Source organism: Streptomyces sp. NPDC020807 (assembly GCF_040641575.1).
Classification (GTDB): domain Bacteria; phylum Actinomycetota; class Actinomycetes; order Streptomycetales; family Streptomycetaceae; genus Streptomyces.
On the sequence record NZ_JBFADU010000022.1, the window covers coordinates 16,260 to 35,247 of the forward strand.

The following is an 18,988-nucleotide window of genomic DNA, read 5'->3' on the forward strand; positions in this document are numbered from 1 at the left end:
GGCAGTTGCGGAGAGGATCCGTACCTCAGCTCACCTGGATCGAGACGTCGTCCAGGACGAAGGAGGTCTGCAGGGACTGGTCCTCGACGGAAGTGAACGCGAGGGTCACGGTCTGTCCGGCGAAGGCCGAGAGGTCGTACGACTTCTCGACGTAACCCGCCGCCGCGTTCAGGTTGGAGTAGGACGCCAGCTGCTGGCCGCCCACCTTGACCGTGGCCACGTCGTAGGCGACGTTCTCGGTCTCGGCCGTGTCGATGTGGACGAAGAACGAGAGCCGGTACGAGGCGCATCCCGAGGGGATGGACACGGACTGCGAGGCGTTCTCCGTGTAGCTGGTGCCCCTGCCGCCCAGCCATGCCTTGTAGCTGCCTCCGTGCGCCGCCTGCCGGTAGTCGTTGGTGATGACTCCCGCGCTCGCGGTCCACGGACTGCTGCCGCTCTCGAAGCCGCCGTTGACGACGAGCTGGCGCGGCGTGCAGGAACCGCCGCCGCCCGTGACGGTCAGCGTGTACGTGGTGGTGTGGCTGACGGTGCCCGAGCCGGTGACCGTCAGGGTGTAGGTGCCGGGCGTGGTGCTCGCGCCGACCTGGACGGAGAGGGACGACGAACTGCCGGACTGGACGGACGTCGGGCTGAGCGTGGCGGTCACGCCGGCCGGCGCGCCGGAGACGGACAGGCCCACGGTCTGGGCGGCGCCGCTCACCGTGGCGGTGTTCACGGTCGCCGAGACGGACCCGCCGGGCGCCGTGCTGCCCGCGGACGGGCTCACGCCGACCGAGAAGTCCTGTGCCGGGGTGGTGGTGCCGACGGCCTGCTTCCAGAGGGCGTAGGCGATGCCGTCGGAGCTGCGGTTCAGGACCGTCGCGCTGATGTTGCTCGTGGTGTCACAGGCGCTGTGGTAGCAGGAGTCGTAGGCGGTGTTGGCGGTGCCGCCCCACTTCTGCGCCTGCGCCGTGGTCTTGCGGGCGCTCGCTCCTGCCGCGTATCCGGAGGTGGGGATGCCGCCCTGCTGGAAGGAGTAGTCGTCACTGCGGCCCTGGCCCTCGGTGTTCTCCTCGGGTGCCAGGTTCAGGGAGGTCCAGTACGCCTTGAGGGGCGCGGCGGCGGTGGAGTTGAGGTTGTTGATGAAGTAGCCGCCGTTGGTGGAGCCGACCATGTCGAAGTTGTAGTACGCCTTGACGGCCGCGCGCTGCGTGGAGGTGAGCCGGTTGACGTAGAACGCGGAGCCGTTGAGACCCTGCTCCTCGTCGGTCCACCAGGCGAAGCGCACGTGCTTGGTCATCGTCGGGTTCTTCTGGGCGAGGACGAGGGCGTTCTCGAGGAGGGCCGCCGATCCCGAGCCGTTGTCGTTGATGCCGGGCCCGGCCGAGACGCCGTCCAGGTGAGCGCCGAACATGACGACCTGGTCGTCGGGGCCACCGGGCCAGTCGGCGATCAGGTTGTTCGAGGGGTAGGTGCAGGAGGTGCAGTTCTGCTCGGTCACCGTGTACCCGGCGGCCTGGAGCCTGCCCTTCACGTAGGCCAGCGACTGGGTGTAACCGGCGCTTCCCGCGCGGCGGTTGCCGCCGTTCTGGGAGGCGATCGTCTGGAACTGGGTCAGGTGCGCCTGCACGTTGGCGACGCTGACGTCCGGCGGGTCGTTGCCGGGCTGGGTTCCGCCGACGTTGAGCGTGTAGTCGGTGGTGTGCGACAGCGTGGTGCCCTGTCCCTTGACGACGACCGTGGACGTGCCGGGCGCGGCGTTGGAGGTGGCGGTCAGGGTCAGCACCGAGGACTGTCCGGCCTGCACCGTCGCGGGGTTGAAGGAGGCGGTCACGCCGGAGGGCAGGCCGGTGGCGGTCAGCGTCACCGACTGCGCGACGCCGGTCGTGACGGCGGTTCCGACGGTGGTGGTCGCGGAGCCGCCCTGCTGGACGGTGCCGGACGAGGGGTTGAGCGACATCGAGAAGTCGTCGTTCTGGCCGCTCGGGGTGCAGGTCGGGTCGGCCGACTGGGCGGGCACGCTGATCGCGTCCCAGGCCGCCTTCGTCTTCAGGAAGAGGCCGCAGGTCGCGTCGAGCGACTTGGCCGAACTGAGCGTCGCCGTGCGGTACTTCTTGTAGCTCATGCTGCTGGTCTTGAGCAGCATGCCACCGTAGAAGATCTTGCCTGCGTTCTGTATCCCCACGCCCGTGAGGGTGCTCTGGTTGCAGGTGCTGCTGCTGGGCTTGCCGCCGCCGGGGTTGGTTCCCTCGGCCAGCAGGTAGAACCAGTGGTTCAGCGGGCCCGCGGCGGCGTGCACCTCGGTGCCGGGGATCGCCGAGCTGTAGCAGGCCGGGTCGTTGTTGACGGCGGGCGGGTTGTACATGTTGCGGATCGGGCCGCGGCCCTGGAGGTTGATGACCTCGCCCACCGTGTAGTCGGGGACGTCGTAGGGGGCCGGCTGGTTGATGTACGCCTCGGTCAGGGCGCCGAAGATGTCACCGGTGGCCTCGCCGAGACCGGCCTCCTGGCCACTGGTGCCGCCGGGGGTGGTGGAGTCGATGGCGTGCCCGTACTCGTGGGCCACCACGTCCACCCCGGCTATCCACTCGTTGGCGCTGTTGCGCCCGATGGTCACCGCGCTGCCGTCCCAGTAGGCGTTGAGCTCGTTCAGACCGACCTTGGCGGGGAAGCTGCGGCCGTTGCCGTTGACGCCGTTGCGGCCCAGCCACTGGCCGAGCATGTCCCACTGCTTCTGCGCGGCGAACATCAGGTCGACGCAGCCGGTCTCCTTGCTCGTGGGGTTGCCGGTGCCCCAGGAGTCGGAGGACTTCGAGAAGACGGTGTTGGTGCTGTAGTCGGCGCAGCTGAGGCCGGTCCGGCTCGGGTCGCGCAGCGAGTAGGTGGAGCCCGAGGCGGTGGTGTCGATGGTGATCGGGCCGGGCCCGTTCCACTTGCTGTTGCCGGTGCCCGCCACCACGTCGTCGTAGCTGTCGATGACGGCACCGGTACGGGCGTCGACGAAGACGTGGAGCTTGCTGGGTGCGTTCGCGGTACGGCCGTGCAGCACGGTCTCCCAGGCGAGCTTCGGCTTGTCGTCCTTGAGCCGGACGACCAGCCGGCCGCTCTCGGCCCTGTCGACCGAGGCCAGTTCCTTCCGCGCGGTCGTCTCGGCCCTCTTCGCGGTGACCGACGGCCGGGTCGCCACGTCGATGCGCACGGAGGAGGCCGACTGGAGGGCTCGGATCCTGCCGGACCCGTCGGCGAGGACCACGGCGTCGCCGCCGACGACCGGCAGGCCGCGGTAGCTGCGCTCGTAGGAGACCGAGTAGAGGTCCTTCACCCAGGGGGTGACGAGGCGGCGTTCGTACTGTTCCTGGGCCGAGTTGACCAGCGCGTCGAGACCGCTGTCGACCGCCAGGTCGGCGGCGGCGACCGCGCGGGTCACGGGACTGTCCTTCTGGGCCGGCGCCGGTTGCGCCGCCGACGCGGTTCCGGCGAGCGTTCCGGCGAGGCTCGCGGACAGCGCCATCGCTGTCACGGCCGCCGTCCATCTGATGGGTCGCAACGTCCACTCCGATCGTGGGGGTTCGGGTGTCATTGCCGCCGAGTATGGATGTGGACATGACGAACAGAGGCCATCCCTTCGGACATAAGACCCGCGTTATGACCCACCGTCCGCACCCCTCGCACCGCGAGGAGCGAGGGGTTCCGGCACGGTAAGTGCTCAGCCTGTTCCTCGCCCACGACGCTTGGAAGACCTTCCGCGATCCCGCGAAGGGACGCGGCCGCCGGGGCCCTGCCGCCGCGACCACGGCCGGCTTCACGGCGGCCGCGGCGACGGCCGCGTGCCTGTTCTCCGTCATGCGAGGCATTGCAGCGCAGACGACGTCACACAGGGGGCAAGTCCCTTGGCAGAACCCCCGGCACGACCGCCGAATCTCCGCGTCAGGGGGTCAGACGTCGGAGAAGACGGGGCGACCCGTCCACCAGTTCCCGGTGGCGTCGGGGTCCGGAGTCTCCGTCGCTGAACGCGAAGGACGCCCAGGAGGAGCACAGGCCCTAGCCGAGCTCGGCTGCGAGGAGGGTGGCCGTGGCGGCCACCAGGGGGTGGTCGCCGACGGCGTCCTGTTCGTGCTTGGTCGTCAGGACGGCCAGCAGGACCGGCGTACCGTCCGGAGTCCAGGCGACACCGACGTCGTTGTTGCCGCCGTAGCTGCCGCCACCGGTCTTGTCCGCGAGGATCCAGTCGGCCGGGAGGCCCGCCCTGAACCGTTCGACGCTGGTCGTGTTGGCCAGCAGCCAGCGGGTGAGCCGCTCCCGGTCAGGGCCGGCCAGAGCGTCGCCGAGCACCAGGCGGGCATACGTGCCGCCGATGGCGCGGGGTGTGGTGGTGTCGGTCCGCCGCCACGGCTCCGCCGAGTTGAGCTCGGGCTCCCAGCGGTCCAGCCGGGTCCGGCCGTCGCCGGTCGAGCGGCAGAACGCGGTGACGGCCGTCGGGCCGCCCAGCTCGACCAGCAGCAGGTTCCCGGCGGTGTTGTCGCTGTGACAGATGGCGGCGTCGCACAGCTCGGCGACGGTCATGCCGTTCGCGATGTTCTCGGCCGTCTCGGTGACGGGCGAGTAGCCGGACCGCTTCACGTACGCCGCGGTGAAGCGGATGCGCTTGGCCAGGAACTCGCCTTCCTGGTCCAGGTCGCGCAGCACGGCCGCCGCAGCGACCGTCTTGAACAGGGAGCACATCGGGAAGCGCTCGTCCGCCCGGTACACGACCGTACGGCCGGTGCGCATGTTGCGGGCGTACACGCCCACGCGGGCGGAGTGGCGCAGCTCGAGCTCCCTGAGACGCGCGGTGACGCCGTCCCGACCGGAGGCGGCATGGGCTGGTGCGCCGAGGGGCAAGAGGGCGCCGAGAGTCACGCCGGAGCCGAGGACGAGCGCGGTACGGCGGGACGGGCGGGGTCCTGTGCTGGGCAAGGTCGTTCCCTTCGCATCACTGACGGCTGGTCAAAGCCGTTCCACCGTACTCGTACCGTGAGGGGCCAGACCCGGAGGAGGTGGTGCTCGGCGATGGATTCGCCGTTCTCCTGGATGCCGTCGGGGTTGAGGCCCCGCCCCCGGGCGTGGAGGCGCATGCGACAGGGGGCGTCCATAGCCGTACCCGCCGGAGCGCAAGGGGATTCGGCGGGTACGGCTGCGGACGATCCTGATGGGCCCGGTCAGCTCAGGAGGCTCAACCGCACCGGGCGCTCCGGAGCAGTGCCCGCCGACCACCGCAAGGACAACCCTCACCGTACGAGGCTTCCGCTCGTGGATCGTCGAGCAGTGCCGGCTCGCGGAGTCCCCGCAGTCTGGGGCACGGTCCCGCAGAACGCTCAGTCCTGCAGACTGAGCGCCGGGCGGAAGCTGTGGACCTCTTCGGGGAACCGGCTCCACAGGACTTCTGAGCGCAGTTCGCCCGAGAGCACCCGGGAAAGGAACTGCGTTGCCGTCATCGCGTGCCTTTCCCATTCCTCGCCCCCCTCTTCGTTGATCATGAGATTCCATTCATCCGGATTCCGGCCGGGGCGCACGAGCCAGAACAGGTACTCGCCGTTGTCGGTGGTCGCCCAGGGGATCAAGCGGTTTCCGGGTTCTTCCATCTCGGCCGGCTTGTCCTCGTACTTCCAGAGTTCTTCGTACGCCTCGTCCCGTTCCTCGACGTGGCGAAGCAGGTCGTACACGGAATTGCCGCATCCGGGCTCCAGCAGCAGGTAGTTGTCGATGAACCCCCCGCCGTACGTGGCCATCAGAGAGATGTAGTCGTGAGGTGGCCGGACGCCGAGTTCCCGTTCCACCGCCTCCCAGTCCTTGGCCGACTCTCCCGTCCCAGACCGGGTTGGTCTCGTCGCACGGGGAGAGACCGAGCGGATCGGTCTGCGCCCGCGGATTCTCGACATAGGCGGTGGGGTTCGGCGCGGGAGCCAGGCCGAGTGGATCCAGAGTGGGGTAGCGGGCCGCTTCAGGGTCGTAGTACCGGAAGTAGTTGTGGTGGAGCCCGGTTTCCCGGTCGAAGTACTGACCGGGGAAGCGCAGGGGGGTGTAGGCGACCGCGTCCCGGTTCCACGTCGTTGCGCCCCACAGGGTGGCGCTTGCCTGCCAGCTGATGTCGCCGTGCTCGTCGATGAGTTCCGTCGGCGTGCCGAGCTGGTCTGTCACCATGGCGAAGAAGCGTTGGTCGATGAGGTCCTGCGGAGCGTCGGCCAGCGTCTTGCTCTCCGTCTGGGACGGGGGCGTGTATCCCTCGTGGTGCCACGTCAGCGTCAGGACTTCCGGAGTGCCCGCGAGGGACGTGCTCTGCTCGACGAGGACGCTGCCGTCCCAGGTGAAGCGGGTGTCCTCCAGGACATGGCCATCGGTTCGCAGGCGTTGCTTGGCGATTCTGCGGCCCAAGGGGTCGTACAGGTAGCACCATCGTGTGCCGTCCGGCGTGACGACGGATATAGGGCGGGAGGACCTGCCCGGTGATGCGCCCGAACTCTCCAGCGCCCTCGACCCGCGCCGAGGGGGGATCTACACTCCGCGACCATGATCGATCTCACTGGTGCGGAATCCGACCCCCGTCTCTTCGACATCATGTCCACCATGCGTGCCATGCGCCGTATCAAGCCCGATCCGGTCCCCGAGGATCTCGTCGAGCGGTTGGTCCAGGCCGCGACCTGGGGGCCGAGCGGTGGCAACATGCAGCGCTTCGAGTACGTCGTCGTCACCGACCGGGACGTCATGGCCCGACTCGCTCCCCTGTGGAAGCGTTGCGTGGACGCCTACCTCGCCACCACGGGCGCGGTTGCTCCCGAGGGGATGGACACAGCCGCCTACAGCCGCATGGTCGCCGCGATCGAGTACCAGCGCGACCACTTCGCGGACACTCCCGTGCTGTTCATCCCCTGCTACCAGTTCCCCGCACCGCGCGTGACGGAGGAGGGTTACGTCGCCTCCGCGCAGGCCCTGGGCCCGGCGGCGACCCAGCGCATGATGGACACGCAGGAACGCTTCATGGCACTCGCGGAGGGGTCCTGCGTCTACCCGGGCGTCCAGAACCTGCTGCTCGCCGCCCGAGGCCTCGGCCTCGCCGCGAACATCACCATCTGGCACCTGATGCTGGAGGAAGAGTGGAAGCAGGCCCTCGGCATCCCCGAGGACATGCGCACCTTTGCCGCCCTCCCCGTGGGCTGGCCGATGGGCAACTTCGGACCGGTACGCCGCCGACCCGTCTCCGAAGTCGTACACCGCGACCGCTGGTAAGCCCTCAGAAAGGCGCGATCCACTCGGTGGAGGTGGTGACCTCCTTCAGAACGTCCGGCCGCCGCAGAGTGCGCCGCCGCGGCCACCCGGTCGCGGCCTTGGTGCTCGTCGGCTCTGGCCACGGCCGGGTGCGCCGGGCAACCCTTCGGGCCGGCCGGCGCACCGCGCGCGCGTCGCGTCAGTAGGCGATGCCTGACTTGCCCGACGTGGTTGCCGCGACGTGCGTGATCGCGCTGCCGGGCGGCAGGGCGCTCACCGTGGCCGTCCCGGTGGTGCCGGTCGTGCTGCCGTCGCCGAGCTGGCCGGCCGTGTTGGCGCCCCAACCGATCACCGAGCCGTCGTCGAGGGCCGCGAGGGTGAAGTCCGCGCCGCCCGCGATGTCCTGGACGCCCGTGATGTGGTCGAGGACCACGGGGGTGGTGCGGTTGGCGTTCGTGCCGTCGCCGAGCTGCCGGTCGGTGTTCTTGCCCCAGCCGGCCAGGCTGCCGTCGTCGAGGACCGCGAAGCTGGTCGCGTTGGTGGCGAAGACCTTGGCGACGGCGTCGAGGTAGGCGACGTCGACCGGCTTGTTGCTGTCGGCGGTGGCGTCGTTGCCGAGCTGGCCGGTGTCGCCCTTGCCCCATGACTTGACCACGCCGTCGGCGGTCAGTGCGAGCACGTACTCGCAGCCGACCGCGATCGATTCGACGTCCGTGAGGTCCGGCACCTGCTGCGGTGTCTCACGGGTGGTGTTGTTCCCGGTGCCGAGCCGTCCGTTGTCGCCCTTGCCCCAGGTCCAGACGGTGCCGTCCTGACGCAGTGCCACGCTGAACTCGCAGCCCGCGCCGACGTCCTTGACCTGGTCCAGGCTCTGCACGGGGATCGGCGTCCTGTACGGATTGGTGGTGTCCTGGCCGGTGCCGAGCTGCTTCTTCTCGTTGCTGCCCCAGGCGACGACGCGGCCGCCCTTGACGGCGAGGACGTGGTTCAGCCCGGCGGAGACCGCGCTGACCCCGGAGAGGCCGGCGACGGTGACGGGGAAGGTCTGGGACGTGGTCGTTCCGTTGCCGAGCTGCCCGTTGGCGTTGTTGCCCCAGGACTTCACGGTGCCGTCCTTGAGGAGCGCGACGGCGAAGCCGTTGGCCGCCTTTCCGGTGCCGCCCCCGCCGCCGGAAACCTTGCGCACGTCGTCCCGGGCGATGCCGGTGACGGCCGCCGGGGTCTGCTGGGCGAGTGTGGAGCCGTTGCCGAGCTGGCCCTGGTCGTTCTCGCCCCAGGCGCGCACCCAGGGGTCGGTGCCGGCGGCGTGGCCGGGCATTGCGGTCAGGGGCAGGGCCGCGAGGGACAGCGCGGCGAGGAGGGTGAGACGCAGGGGTGGGGTCATCTGCGTGCCTTTCGTTCAGGGGGATCAGTACGCGTAGCTGCTCGTCCACGAGGTGGACGCCGCCACGCGGGTCGTGCCGCTGCCCGGGGGCAGGGCCATGACCGGTGTGGGTGAGGCCGTGGTGGTGCCGTTGCCGAGCTGCCCGGAGGCGTTGTCGCCCCAGGCGAGGACGCGGCCGGAGCGCACGGCATAGGCGAAGTACCCGCCCGCGGCCACCTCCGTCACGCCGGAGAGACCAGCGACGGCGGCGGGGTGGGGCCGCGACGCCCTGGTGCCGTCGCCGAGTTGGCCGTCCGAGTTCCCGCCCCACGTCTGGACCGTGCCGTCGCGCAGCAGCGCGACCGCGAACGCGATGGTGGAGTTGTATCCACCGCCCGCGAGTTCGCGCACGTGGCCCCGGGCGAGGCCCCTCACGGACGTGGGGGTCTGCTGGTCGAGCGTGGATCCGTTGCCGAGCTGGCCGGCGCCGTTGTGACCCCATGCCTGGACCCACGGGACGCTCGGTCCGGCGTGTGCCGCCGAACCGAGTGAGGCGAGGGGGGCGAGGGAGACCAGGGAGACGAGGACGGCGGTGGCGCCGACGCGCGTGCGGTACGTCTTCATGGACGCACCCCGCTCAGTACGCGTACGTCGTGTTGCCGCCGAGCGACACGGCCACGTTCTTGATGGCCGATCCCTCGTTGAGGATCTTCACCGACTCGTACCGGGACACCGTGGTGCCGTTGCCGAGCTGTCCCTCGCCGTTGTGGCCCCAGGCGAAGACGTCGTCCGCCGTGACCGCGACGCCGTGCCGGGCGCCCGCGACGAGGTGCTGGACGCCCTCCAGGCGCGGGATCTCCACGGGGGCGGTGCGGTTGGTCCGGGACACGTTGGAGTCGAACGCCTCGTCAGACTCGAGGAGTTGGCCGTACTGGTTGTTGCCCCAGCCCCAGACGTGGCTGTCGCTCGTCTTCACGTAGTTGTGAAAGGCGCCCGCCTCGATGTCGGAGACACCCTCCACCCAGTCGACGTCGACCGGGGTGGTGGAGGACTTGGTGGAGGAGTTGCCGAGCTGGCCGTAGAGGTTGTAGCCCCAGGACTTCACCGTGTCGTCGGAGGTCAGCGCGAGGGCGTGGTAGCAGCCTGCGTCGATCTCGACGACGTTCTCCAGGCCCACCACCTGCCGGGGCACGGAGCTGGTGGCGCGGTTGCCGGTGCCGAGCTGGCCGTGGATGCCCCGGCCCCACGCGTACACCTTGCCGTTCTCCAGGAGCGCGAGGCTGAAGTCGCAGCCGGCCGAGATCTGCTTGACCTTGGGCATGCCCTGCACGCGGTCGGGGACGGTACGGCTGTCGCCGGTGCGGTTGTTGCCCAACTGGCCGTAGGAGTTGTCGCCCCAGGAGTAGACCTGGCCGGAGGTGTCGAGCGCGAGGCCGTGCCTGCCGCCGGCGGCGACGTCCTTGATGTTCGTCAGGCGCGGCACGGTGGTCGGCACGGTCTGGTTGTCGTTGCCGCCGTTGCCGAGCTGGCCCGAGGAGTTGTGACCCCAGGACTTGACCGTCTTGTCCGTGCGGGCCAGGACGAACGAGTCGGCCGACGAGGTGCCGCCGGCCGACATCTGGTCGACGTCGCCGCGGAAGAGGCTGGTCACGGAGGCGGGGCTGAGGCTGTCGTTCAGGGTGCCGTTGCCGATCTGACCGGTGCGTCCGGCACCCCAGCTCAGCACGGTCGGATTTCCCTCGTTGGCGACGGCGGTGGGCGCGAGCGCCGGGACCGCGGTGAGGGCTGCGACGCCGGTGAGGGCGGCCAGGCTCCAGCGGAGCGGACGGCGCGGGGGAACGCGTCGTGATCGGGACATGGGTCTGCTCTCCTTCGTGTTCGTGGGGGACATACGGGAGGGCGGGACCACGGGCATGGGACGCCCGTGACCTGGGCCGACGGCTGGAACGGGCCGTCGGACACAGGAGCAGCCTGGCCGATGTTGATCACCGCCGCGAGCCGGGAGGACTGAAACAGTCGTATGGCGGACCCCTGTTCGAGGCCGCTCTCGCGCCGCCGGATTCACCGGATCGTGGCCGAGTGCGCCGGTGCGTTCACCCCCCTGGTACCGAGGGGCCGGGGCCCCTGTCGCTCGGCCGGAACCGCACCGGCCGGCCCGTCCGTGTTGTCGTCGCCTCTGATCCATACGGGCGCTCGGCCGGGCCGTCCGGCCGAGCACGAGTGCGCTCCGCCGATGCGGTGAGCGGCTCCGCGGGGCCGCACCGCGCCGTGTGTCGGGCCGGGCTCACCGACCCGGTCCGGCTAGCTTCGGGATGCGCTTGGCGATCTTGTCCGGCACGTCCCCCGCCGCCGCCCCCGCGCCTTCGTACCACCGCCACATCACCCCGTTCCCCAGGGAGTTGCCATGCCTTTCGCTCTGCCCCCGCCGCCGTCCGTACGACGGGTGCTCGGCGCCGCCGCGCTCGTCGCGGCGCTCGCCCTGACGGGGGCGCCGTCCGTCTGGGGCGTGGCGTCCGCCGTCCCCGTCGAGGAGTGCAAGCCCGACGACCAGGAGTGCAAGGACAAGGAGACCAACGCCAACGAGGCCAAGGAGATCGACCAGCAGCAGACGAAGACCAAGGAGGCGGCGGCCAAGGCCGACAAGGACATCGCGAAGATCGGCAAGGACCTGGAGGAGTGCACACCCGGATCGGACGGCTGCATGTCCAAGCTGGCCAAGGGCAACGGCGAGAAGGAGGGTCTTGCCGACATGACGGCCACCGTCAAGGACTTCCGGACGGAGCCGGGCGACAACGCCCAGTCGGCCGTCACCTCCACCTGCGAGGCCTTCCCGGCGTCGCTTCCCGCCGGTTCCGCCGACCCGGGTCAGTCCCCTTTCCCGGTGTCCCAGTTGTGCTCGCTGCTCGGATCCTGACCGCGTCGCCTGTCGCCCGCCTCTCACGGCTCCTGCCGGCTCCCCCGGCCCCCGCACCGCACCGCTCCGCACCGCACCGCACCGCACCGAAGGGATGTCCCCATGCCCTCGCGCCGTCCCGCGCTAGCGCTCCTGCCTGCCCTCGCCCTCGGCCTCACACTGCCGCTCGCCCCGCCCGCCGGAGCGGAGGAAGGCCCCGGCGAGACTCCCGCTCCCCGCGCCGTCACCGCCGACGGCAAACCCGCGGAGATCTCCGACGTGCTGGAGTACTGCGAAGCGAAGGCCCACGCCTGCCGCTTCGTCATCGATCCCAAGCTGGGGCGTGAGTTCGTGACCACGATCCGCTCGCTCGGCAACGCGGTCGTCAACTGCACCAACGGCCCCATGAGCGTCGACCGCACCGTGACCCTGCGCACGTCCAGCACCGACAACATCGGCGGCGAGATCTCCGGCAAGATCACCGCGGAGGGCACCGTCAGCGCCTCCGGCGAGGTCACCACCAACCTCACCAACGACAACACCAGCGAGCACAAGACGCCGAACCTCAAGGACGGCCCGACGTCCACCAACGGCACCAAGACCAGCGTCGCGGCCGGCGGCAAGGTGGCGGGCTCGATGACCGCCAAGCTCGCCTTCGAGGCCGCGTTCAAGGCCACGTACTCCAAGTCCTGGACTGTCGACAACACCGAGACGACGACCTACAAGACCACCGTCAGCTCCGGCGACATGCTGGTGTTCGGAGCGAACGCCGCCATGAGACGGGTCGTCGGCAGCCTCGTCGCCGGCTCCGGCGCCTCGATCACCGGCATCGTCGTGGACAGCCCCTCCATGATCACGTCCAGCACCTTCGTCGCCCAGACCTACAGCGCCCCCGCCAACGTGTGCGGAGCGGTGCGCCCTCCGGGCAACGGGGCGACCGGCAACAACCCGCAGCCGGGTCCGCCCTCCACTCCGCGCGGGCTGCGGACCGCCCGCACGCCGGACACCGTCGCCCCCGGTGCCGTACCGAAGCGGGTCGACGTGCTGCGCCCCACCCGCACCGCGTCCTGACGCGCACAGCGTCCTGAACGCTCCACGGCCGTCCCCGCCCCTGGCACGCATCACCCCGCGCAAGGAGTCCGTCCCCATGCCCTCCTCCCTCCGTACGCTCGCCGCCGCGAGCCTGTTGCTCCCGACCGCCCTGGCCGGCCCGTACGCGGCGGCCCACACCCAAACCCTCGCCCAAGCCCCCGCGCCCCAGACCGTCGACGTCCTGAACGGCGACTTCGCCGCCCCCGCCATGACCGGCGACGGCCCCACCACCGTCGGCATCGACTTCTGGGACGGCAAGAACCAGCGCTACTCGCCCGCCGCCTCCGGCCGCACCGACGCATCTCACGGCGTCGCGCTCGAAAAGTCGGGCAACGCCCTCACACAGCGCCTCCGTGGCGTACGCAAGGGCGCCCAGGTGACGGTCAGTTACGAGGACAGCCCGGCCGTCTCCAAGGAGTGCACCGGCGCCGACGTCGTCGACGGCCAGCCCTACACCGTCGACGGCTCCGGCGGTACGGTCCAGGACGTCACCACGGCCGGCGACCCCGATCGCGTCAAGGGGAAGCCCGGCCCCGGCGTCTGGACGAAGCGGACCTACGCCTTCACCGCCGGCGAGAACGAGCCGCTGCTCACCTTCACCTCCAGGGCCACCGGTGCCAAACTCCACGTGACCTGTACGCCGATGATCGCCCGGATCCGCGCGGTCGAGGAACCGACCGCGCTCGACAAGACCGTCGACAAGACCGATCTGGGCAGGGCCGAGGCGTTCAAGGGCAACGAGCGCGAGAGCACCCTGATCAACGCAACGAAGGCGTGCGACGGCGAGAACTCCTGCGTCTTCCGCCCCGACTTCCGCACGTCCTTCCGCTACTACGACCGCGCCCGGGTCGTCGGCGAGGCGTTCGTCAACTGCACCCGCAACGCCCTCGAACACACCCGGGTCGTCTCCTACACCGAGCGGAGCCACGACAGCGTCGCCCAGACCTACGCCGCCGACGGCATCGCCCTCAACCAGGCCGCCCGGCTGCCCACCTCGGGCGACCGGACCGAGGACGAGAAGCGGATGAAGGAGCGTCCCGTCGCCGCCCAGTTCTCGCTCGCGTACGAGAAGGGCTGGCAGCGCGCCTGGCAGTGGTTCAGCGGTGACCAGCGCACGGTCGTGGAGCGCATCCAGCCGGGCGAGGTCAGCTGGATCGAGCTCCAGCCCAGCCGGGAACGCGTCGAGGGCTGGTTCCTCAGCAAGAAGGACGACTACCGCTTCCACGCCGTGATCGACGGACCCTCACGCGGAGTCCCCGACCGGCTGCTCCAGCGCACCGGCCCCCTGTCCGACGCGGAGAAGAGGCGGTGCGCCGCCGAGCGGCCCATGACCACCACCCCGGTCGACGCCGGAGCCGCCGCCTACTCCTCGGACAAGGGCCTTCTCAAGGCAGCCCCGCCCGCCGCCGGTTCGGTACGAGCGGTCCGCACCGTACCGCTCGACTGAGCAAGGCGCCCACTCCACCTGGCGGCAACGGACGCTCGCGGACCGTTCTGCACCACGCGCCTCCCGTGGGTCGCTGCGCGTCCCTCAGCGCAGAGGTGCGCTTTCCCCGGCGAGGGAGCCCCTGCCCAACCGCGGTGGGGGGGTGCCTGCCGGGTGGGGAGGGTGTGCGACAGGAGGAACTCCGCCGCCCCCGCGGTGGCTTCGGCGGAGGTGGCGTGGACGGCCTCGGACTCCCTTTGCCGCTGGTCCGCGACGGTGGCCGTGAACCGCCAGGCGTCGGCGTCCGGGGCGTGGGGAGGTCAGCAGCATCCGCCGGCGGCGACCGGTTCGCCGGTGCCGCTGTCGGTGGCTGCGGCCGGGCCCGTGCAGCAGGTGCCGCCCGGCGGCTTGGCGAGGTTGTCGGCGTCGCCCTTGACGACGTACACCTCCCACGGTTCGCGGCCGGGGCCGTGGACCCACACCTTGTCCCGGAGGGCGTAGCAGCAGCTGGTGTCGTTCTCTTCCGTCGCGGCCAGGCCCTCCCCGCCCAGGCGGGCGGCGGCGGCGCGGACCGCCTCGGTGGTCCCCACCTCCACGAACCTCGCCGGCCTCGCCGTCCACGCCCGGGCGGGCTTCCGGATCGTCGGTACGCGGGAGCGCGTCGGCCGCCACCAAGGGATCTGGCGCGACGTCGTCCTCCTGGAGCCCCGCAGCCCGCACATCGACTGACCCGACCACCGGAGGATGGCGCCGACGCGAGTTTCGGGCGTCCGGCGTCCGGCATCCGGCATCGCGGCCGTAGACACAGGCGCCGCGCCGCTCCGGAGAGAGGCCGACCCCTACGCGGAGGCCGCGGGGCGGCCCATGACGGCGTCGGCGGCGCTGGGGAAGCAGGCCACGCAGGCGACGTTGATGGAGTACAGCATCGAGGTCCCCTGGCGTTCACGCAGGACGAAGCGCACGTCGGCGAGGAGCTTCAGGTGGTGGGACACCGTCGACTGCCCGACGCCCATCCGGTCCACGATCTCTCCGACGCTCATCGGCCCGGTCGCCAACGCCAGGAGGTTGAGGATCTGCACGCGCGTCGGATCGGAAAGGGCCTTGAACCAGGTCGCGTAGGACTCGGCCGTGGCTCGGTCGATCAGCTGGGCATTCATCGCACCGCTCATGATCCATCGATGTTATTCGATGACCACCCACCAGAGCAAGGTCCACCCGGGACAAAGGGGGTACGCCGGGGGGCCGCCTGGACACGCCTACACCTCACGCGCAAGCCAATTCATCGGCACGGGCACTCCCCCCAAGCATCTCGGCGTGGCGAGAGGCGACCACGCCGTTGCCCCCACTCTCTTCTATCGTTTATCATCGATATTCGATAAATGGGGGCGCCGTTCGACCCTCCTTGCCGCGGCTCGCCCCGTCTCCCGTTCACCGCTTGACGGCACCGCCCCGCTCACGTGTCACCGTCTCAGAGAGGTTCACCTGTGGACGAATTGCTGCTCCTTGGCCGGTTCATCCTCTTCGAGGTGCTGCACTACCTCCCGTGGTTCCTGGTCGCCATCGTCCTCGGGATCGCCGTACAGCGTCTGTCGATCGACGTCGTCGCACGCCGCAGCTTCGCCCAGGGGCGCCGGGGTGTGCTCGGCATCGCCGTCGTCACGGCCATCGGAGCGTTCAGCCCCTTCTGCTCCTTCACCGTGATCCCCCTGATCCGCCGCTTCCTGATAGCCGGTGTCCCGCTGTCGGCCGTGATGGCGTTCTGGATCGCCTCCCCGTCCATGGACCCGGAGATCTACGCCCTCTCGGCCGCCCAGCTCGGGCTTCCCGTCGCGACCGCACGGCTCATCGGCGCCCTGGTGCTGAGCTTCGGCGCGGGCCTCATCGTTCTGGCGCTCGAACGGCGCGGGCGGTTCGCCGATCCGCTGCTCGACTCGACGGAGGACAAGGCGCCCGCCAAGAGCTGCTCGCAGCAGGAGACGGCGGCCGCGCCGGAGTCCGCGTGCTCGACCGCGAAAGCGACCGTTCCCGAGGCCGTGGCCGTGACCGCCGCGGCCGTGGCTGTCGGCGGCGGCGCCGGCGCCAGCACCAGTGGCAGCGGAAGCGGAAACGGCAGCGCCGGTGGTTGCGGTGGCTCCGTCCAGGAGGCCGAGCCCGCCGCCGGCGGCTGCTCGTCCGCCCCGCGGAACGACGCGGACGAGGACGACGGCACCCCGTGGCGCGTACTCGTCCGGCGTGACATCGAGAACCTCCGCGCGGGCGAGATCCTCAAGGAGATCGTCAGCGACTCCCTGATCCTGGGCAAGTGGCTGCTCCTCGCCATCGTCCTGGAGGCCCTGATCGTCCGCTACGTGCCCACCGACGTCGTCTCGGGCATCCTCGGCACGGACGGCGTCGTCTCCGTCCTGGTCGCCGGGGCCATCAGCGTCCCCCTGTACCTCAACGGCGTCGGAGCCATCCCGGTCGTCGAAGGCCTCCTGGACCAGGGCATGGTCGCGGCCGCGGGCGTCACCTTCCTCCTCGGCGGGGCGATCACGACGATCCCCGCCATGGTGGCCGTCAAGAGCGTCGTCAAGACGAAGGTCTTCGCCTTCTACCTCGGCGTCGGCCTCCTCGGCAGCGTGGGCATCGGACTCGTCGCGCTGCCCCTGCTCTGATCACTCCCCGGCACTCCTCCTCACCCCCCACCCACGCTCCTGCGGCGCCCCCCGACGCCACAGGAGCGTCGCCGTGTCCGCCGAACCGCGCGCACCCCCAGCAGAGCCGCACGCCTCACCGGACGGCGCGTCCGCCCCGGCGACTCCGCCGCGCTCCTCCTCTCCGCCGCCCTGACCGGCTGCGGGGGTTCAGCGCAGGCCGGCTCGGACGCCATCCAGGCCAGCGGCTCCACCACCGCCGCCCCGGTGGCCTCCGACGCCGCGGAGGCGCTCAAGGCCAAGGGCCCCAACATCAATGTCGCCACCCAGGGCGGATCCGCCGGCGGCATCTCCCAGCTGGGCACCGGGCAGATCAACATCGCCCTCAGCTCCAAGCCCCTGTCCGAGAAGGACCAGAAGGCCTACCCCGGCACGGACGACGAACGGAGCCGAGACACCGTCGAGGAATCCGTGGCGGCCCTGCGCGGCAACCGCACGGTCCTGCTCGTCTCCCACGAGACCCCGCCCAGGTGGAACGCCTCTGCGGCCGAACGGTCCGCATCGAACTGCAGAGCACTCGGGAGGCTGCGGCGGCCTCGGCCTGAGCCCGGAGGAACCGTCGTCCTCCGCGCGGCTCCCGGGTCGGAGTTGATCGGCCCGGTCAGCCCAGGAAACTCAACCGCACCTGACGCTCCGGGTTGTCCTCGTTCGTGTCCGCCAACCTCCACAAGGACAACCCCGACCCTACTCCGACGTACCTGCGTTCAGTGCTGGAGGGCCGGCCAGTCCTCGAGCCAGGCCCAGGTCTGTTCTGCAGGGGCGGCTTCGGGCAACCTCCCATGACTCACCGAGTGAGCGCGCCTACGCTGGCAGCGCAGGAAACACGACCACCGAGCCGTCCTTGTCGCGGGCGATCTCGATCGCCACATCCGTCGTACGGCTGTTGATCGTGACGCCCTCGCCCAGCTTGTGAATCCGGTGTGCCGCGCTCATGAGGCGATCGACTTCACCGGTCGTGAAGACGGGCCGCAAACCGCTCGGGCGCGCCAGCTCCAGTGCCGACAGGCGTACCAGGACATCGGCGATGCTCGACTCCAGTTCGTCCAATCGCTGCTGATCGCGCTTGAGAGCACGAGTGAAGTTCTCGAACGGGTTGCCGGACTCGCTCTGGGCGTGCTCAACTGCCTGGAGGACCACCACCCGTCGCATCAGCGCGATGGCCAAGGAAGCAAGTTCGAGGTGGGTACGGAACGTGCCACCCTGGTCGTCGATACCGGGAAACGACTTGGTCAACGTGCCGAGTTCGACAGCCTCATCCTCGGGCAGCCTGCCGAGTGCGGTCTGCCAGCGAGCAAGGCGGCGGTCGGCTTTGCTCAGCGCCGTGTCGATGGCGTGCACCGCCGAGTCGAGTCCCAGCGAGACACCGAGCTTGCCCTGGTCGAGCAGGATGGCGGTGGCTTTGTCGATGGCGTTGCGGCAGGCATCGAGTTCGCTGAGCTCGTCGTCGAGTTTGTCCTCCAGAAGTTGCTCCAGCAGTTCCGTGATGTGCTCGATGGCCCGCCGGCGCTCGTGGTCGGCGTGCGCGCTCACCCCCACCGCCACGGCCATGAGCACGAGCGGAGCGGCCACGGTGAGCGCCGTGCCGCCGGCGGCCACGGCACCGGCGGTCGCACCGGCCCCGCCGACCGTGCCCGCCGCTGCCGCTCCTCCGACCGGCACGAACCGCGCTTTGGAAGCGATCCTGCCCGTCGAGTTCACGAGCTCACCGTAGATGCCACCGGCACCCCCCTTCGGCACCATCGAGCGAACGACGCCTTGCCCGAACTGGGCGGCGACTTTCGCCGGGACCACCATGCGATACAGACTCTCGCCGGAAGCGGTCGCTCTGGCCACCGTGAGGGAGCTTCGCGCCGATTGCGTGATGAACTGTGACAGGTGCTGCGCCAGAGGACTCGCGGCATCGAGCGGGAGGCCTCGGCCGCGGTCGAGCTTCTCGGGCAGCGGATGCACCTCAAGTGTGGCGATCGGCTCGTCCGCCAGAACGGCCAGCACCCCACGCAGTTCAGCCAGACGCTCAGCCGTCATCGACTCGCCCGCCGGCAGCCCCGGCACTCGGACATCAGCGGTCGCCAGCGCCCACACGGGTACAGTCACGTTGCGGTCGTCAGTCATCATCCCCCCTGTGTTCTCCGCCAGGAGCCTACGCCTGACGTCAAACCCGAACGGCGCATCATCGTCATCCGCGGATCACGCCCTGGCGTCGCCCGTCGAACACCGGACCCTTCCTGAACCGGGGCGGCTTCCTCGGGATAGCCCTCAGCCTCCGCAATTGCATAATTCAGCAATTCATCACATGA

The 18,988-nt window shown here is 70.2% G+C and carries 13 protein-coding genes and 5 pseudogenes; 8 read left to right on the top strand and 10 right to left on the bottom strand.

All coding sequences use genetic code 11. The features are described from left to right. Positions 1-25 precede the first annotated feature (25 nt). The 4 genes and pseudogenes from AB0G79_RS26045 to AB0G79_RS26060 all read right to left on the bottom strand — a co-directional run. Positions 26-3,493, bottom strand: a complete 3,468-nt coding sequence (locus AB0G79_RS26045) for a M28 family peptidase (protein WP_360810586.1) — start codon at positions 3,491-3,493, stop codon at positions 26-28. A 530-nt stretch (positions 3,494-4,023) separates the two neighbouring features. Then, complete coding sequence (gene bla, locus AB0G79_RS26050; RefSeq protein WP_360810446.1) at positions 4,024-4,938, bottom strand: class A beta-lactamase; 915 nt, start codon at positions 4,936-4,938, stop codon at positions 4,024-4,026. Between the two features lie 398 nt (positions 4,939-5,336). Beyond that, positions 5,337-5,900: an SMI1/KNR4 family protein gene (locus AB0G79_RS26055; RefSeq protein ID WP_360810448.1), complete on the bottom strand. Its 564-nt coding sequence runs from the start codon at positions 5,898-5,900 to the stop codon at positions 5,337-5,339. Then, positions 5,818-6,441 (bottom strand): annotated as a pseudogene (locus tag AB0G79_RS26060) (RHS repeat-associated core domain-containing protein); the annotation flags it as partial. The gene AB0G79_RS26055 and the pseudogene AB0G79_RS26060, both read right to left, overlap by 83 nt. Before the next feature lie 87 nt (positions 6,442-6,528). On the opposite strand from AB0G79_RS26060, the gene AB0G79_RS26065 reads away from it, so the two are divergent. Next, the gene (locus AB0G79_RS26065) at positions 6,529-7,245 is read left to right on the top strand and encodes a nitroreductase family protein (RefSeq protein ID WP_360810450.1); all 717 of its coding nucleotides are present in this window, start codon (positions 6,529-6,531) and stop codon (positions 7,243-7,245) included. A gap of 178 nt (positions 7,246-7,423) precedes the next feature. Here the strand turns inward: AB0G79_RS26065 and AB0G79_RS26070 are convergent, their stop codons facing one another. The 3 genes from AB0G79_RS26070 to AB0G79_RS26080 are packed head-to-tail and all read right to left on the bottom strand — an operon-like array spanning position 7,424 to position 10,445. Then, positions 7,424-8,608 (bottom strand): chromosome condensation regulator RCC1, encoded by a 1,185-nt coding sequence (locus AB0G79_RS26070; RefSeq protein WP_360810452.1) that lies wholly within the window; start codon positions 8,606-8,608, stop codon positions 7,424-7,426. Between the two features lie 24 nt (positions 8,609-8,632). Continuing rightward, positions 8,633-9,211 carry a hypothetical protein gene (locus AB0G79_RS26075; RefSeq protein WP_360810454.1) on the bottom strand — a complete coding sequence of 193 codons (579 nt, stop codon included), beginning with the start codon at positions 9,209-9,211 and terminating at the stop codon, positions 8,633-8,635. Between the two features lie 13 nt (positions 9,212-9,224). After that, positions 9,225-10,445: a sialidase gene (locus AB0G79_RS26080; RefSeq protein ID WP_360810456.1), complete on the bottom strand. Its 1,221-nt coding sequence runs from the start codon at positions 10,443-10,445 to the stop codon at positions 9,225-9,227. A 546-nt stretch (positions 10,446-10,991) separates the two neighbouring features. Between AB0G79_RS26080 and AB0G79_RS26085 the strand changes: the two genes are divergently transcribed. The 3 genes from AB0G79_RS26085 (at position 10,992) to AB0G79_RS26095 (ending at position 14,019) form a co-directional block, all read left to right on the top strand. Next, positions 10,992-11,501 (top strand): hypothetical protein, encoded by a 510-nt coding sequence (locus AB0G79_RS26085; protein ID WP_360810458.1) that lies wholly within the window; start codon positions 10,992-10,994, stop codon positions 11,499-11,501. Between the two features lie 102 nt (positions 11,502-11,603). Beyond that, on the top strand, positions 11,604-12,551 hold the full coding sequence (locus AB0G79_RS26090) for a hypothetical protein (protein WP_360810459.1): 948 nt from the start codon (positions 11,604-11,606) through the stop codon (positions 12,549-12,551). A gap of 76 nt (positions 12,552-12,627) precedes the next feature. Beyond that, positions 12,628-14,019 (top strand): hypothetical protein, encoded by a 1,392-nt coding sequence (locus AB0G79_RS26095; RefSeq protein WP_360810461.1) that lies wholly within the window; start codon positions 12,628-12,630, stop codon positions 14,017-14,019. Positions 14,020-14,318: 299 nt separating this feature from the next. Here AB0G79_RS26095 and AB0G79_RS26100 read toward each other — a convergent pair. Beyond that, a pseudogene (locus AB0G79_RS26100) lies at positions 14,319-14,594 on the bottom strand (glyoxalase/bleomycin resistance/dioxygenase family protein); the annotation flags it as partial. A gap of 1 nt (position 14,595) precedes the next feature. On the opposite strand from AB0G79_RS26100, the pseudogene AB0G79_RS26105 reads away from it, so the two are divergent. Then, positions 14,596-14,727, top strand: a pseudogene (locus AB0G79_RS26105) (N-acetyltransferase); the annotation flags it as partial. Between the two features lie 110 nt (positions 14,728-14,837). Here the strand turns inward: AB0G79_RS26105 and AB0G79_RS26110 are convergent. Next, positions 14,838-15,167, bottom strand: coding sequence for a metalloregulator ArsR/SmtB family transcription factor (locus AB0G79_RS26110; protein WP_360810463.1), 330 nt, complete (start codon positions 15,165-15,167; stop codon positions 14,838-14,840). Positions 15,168-15,482: 315 nt separating this feature from the next. On the opposite strand from AB0G79_RS26110, the gene AB0G79_RS26115 reads away from it, so the two are divergent. The 3 genes and pseudogenes from AB0G79_RS26115 to AB0G79_RS26125 all read left to right on the top strand — a co-directional run. After that, positions 15,483-16,652: a permease gene (locus tag AB0G79_RS26115; RefSeq protein WP_360810465.1), complete on the top strand. Its 1,170-nt coding sequence runs from the start codon at positions 15,483-15,485 to the stop codon at positions 16,650-16,652. A 171-nt stretch (positions 16,653-16,823) separates the two neighbouring features. After that, positions 16,824-17,036, top strand: a pseudogene (locus tag AB0G79_RS26120) (substrate-binding domain-containing protein); the annotation flags it as partial. 33 nt (positions 17,037-17,069) lie between these two features. Further along, a pseudogene (locus AB0G79_RS26125) lies at positions 17,070-17,236 on the top strand (ABC transporter); the annotation flags it as partial. Between the two features lie 256 nt (positions 17,237-17,492). Here the strand turns inward: AB0G79_RS26125 and AB0G79_RS26130 are convergent. Further along, a complete protein-coding gene (locus tag AB0G79_RS26130) occupies positions 17,493-18,803 on the bottom strand; it encodes a hypothetical protein (RefSeq protein WP_360810587.1) in 1,311 nt (436 codons plus the stop codon). Positions 18,804-18,988 lie beyond the last annotated feature (185 nt).

What these genes read in the sequence shown, in the direction of transcription:
- AB0G79_RS26070 (WP_360810452.1), bottom strand. Translation starts at nt 8,608, where the DNA reads ATGACCCCACCCCTGCGTCTCACCCTCCTCGCCGCGCTGTCCCTCGCG.
- AB0G79_RS26085 (WP_360810458.1), top strand. Translation starts at nt 10,992, where the DNA reads ATGCCTTTCGCTCTGCCCCCGCCGCCGTCCGTACGACGGGTGCTCGGC.
- AB0G79_RS26110 (WP_360810463.1), bottom strand. Translation starts at nt 15,167, where the DNA reads ATGAGCGGTGCGATGAATGCCCAGCTGATCGACCGAGCCACGGCCGAG.
- AB0G79_RS26075 (WP_360810454.1), bottom strand. Translation starts at nt 9,211, where the DNA reads ATGAAGACGTACCGCACGCGCGTCGGCGCCACCGCCGTCCTCGTCTCC.
- AB0G79_RS26095 (WP_360810461.1), top strand. Translation starts at nt 12,628, where the DNA reads ATGCCCTCCTCCCTCCGTACGCTCGCCGCCGCGAGCCTGTTGCTCCCG.
- AB0G79_RS26045 (WP_360810586.1), bottom strand. Translation starts at nt 3,493, where the DNA reads ATGGCGCTGTCCGCGAGCCTCGCCGGAACGCTCGCCGGAACCGCGTCG.
- AB0G79_RS26065 (WP_360810450.1), top strand. Translation starts at nt 6,529, where the DNA reads ATGATCGATCTCACTGGTGCGGAATCCGACCCCCGTCTCTTCGACATC.
- AB0G79_RS26130 (WP_360810587.1), bottom strand. Translation starts at nt 18,803, where the DNA reads ATGACTGACGACCGCAACGTGACTGTACCCGTGTGGGCGCTGGCGACC.
- AB0G79_RS26055 (WP_360810448.1), bottom strand. Translation starts at nt 5,900, where the DNA reads ATGTCGAGAATCCGCGGGCGCAGACCGATCCGCTCGGTCTCTCCCCGT.
- AB0G79_RS26080 (WP_360810456.1), bottom strand. Translation starts at nt 10,445, where the DNA reads ATGTCCCGATCACGACGCGTTCCCCCGCGCCGTCCGCTCCGCTGGAGC.
- AB0G79_RS26090 (WP_360810459.1), top strand. Translation starts at nt 11,604, where the DNA reads ATGCCCTCGCGCCGTCCCGCGCTAGCGCTCCTGCCTGCCCTCGCCCTC.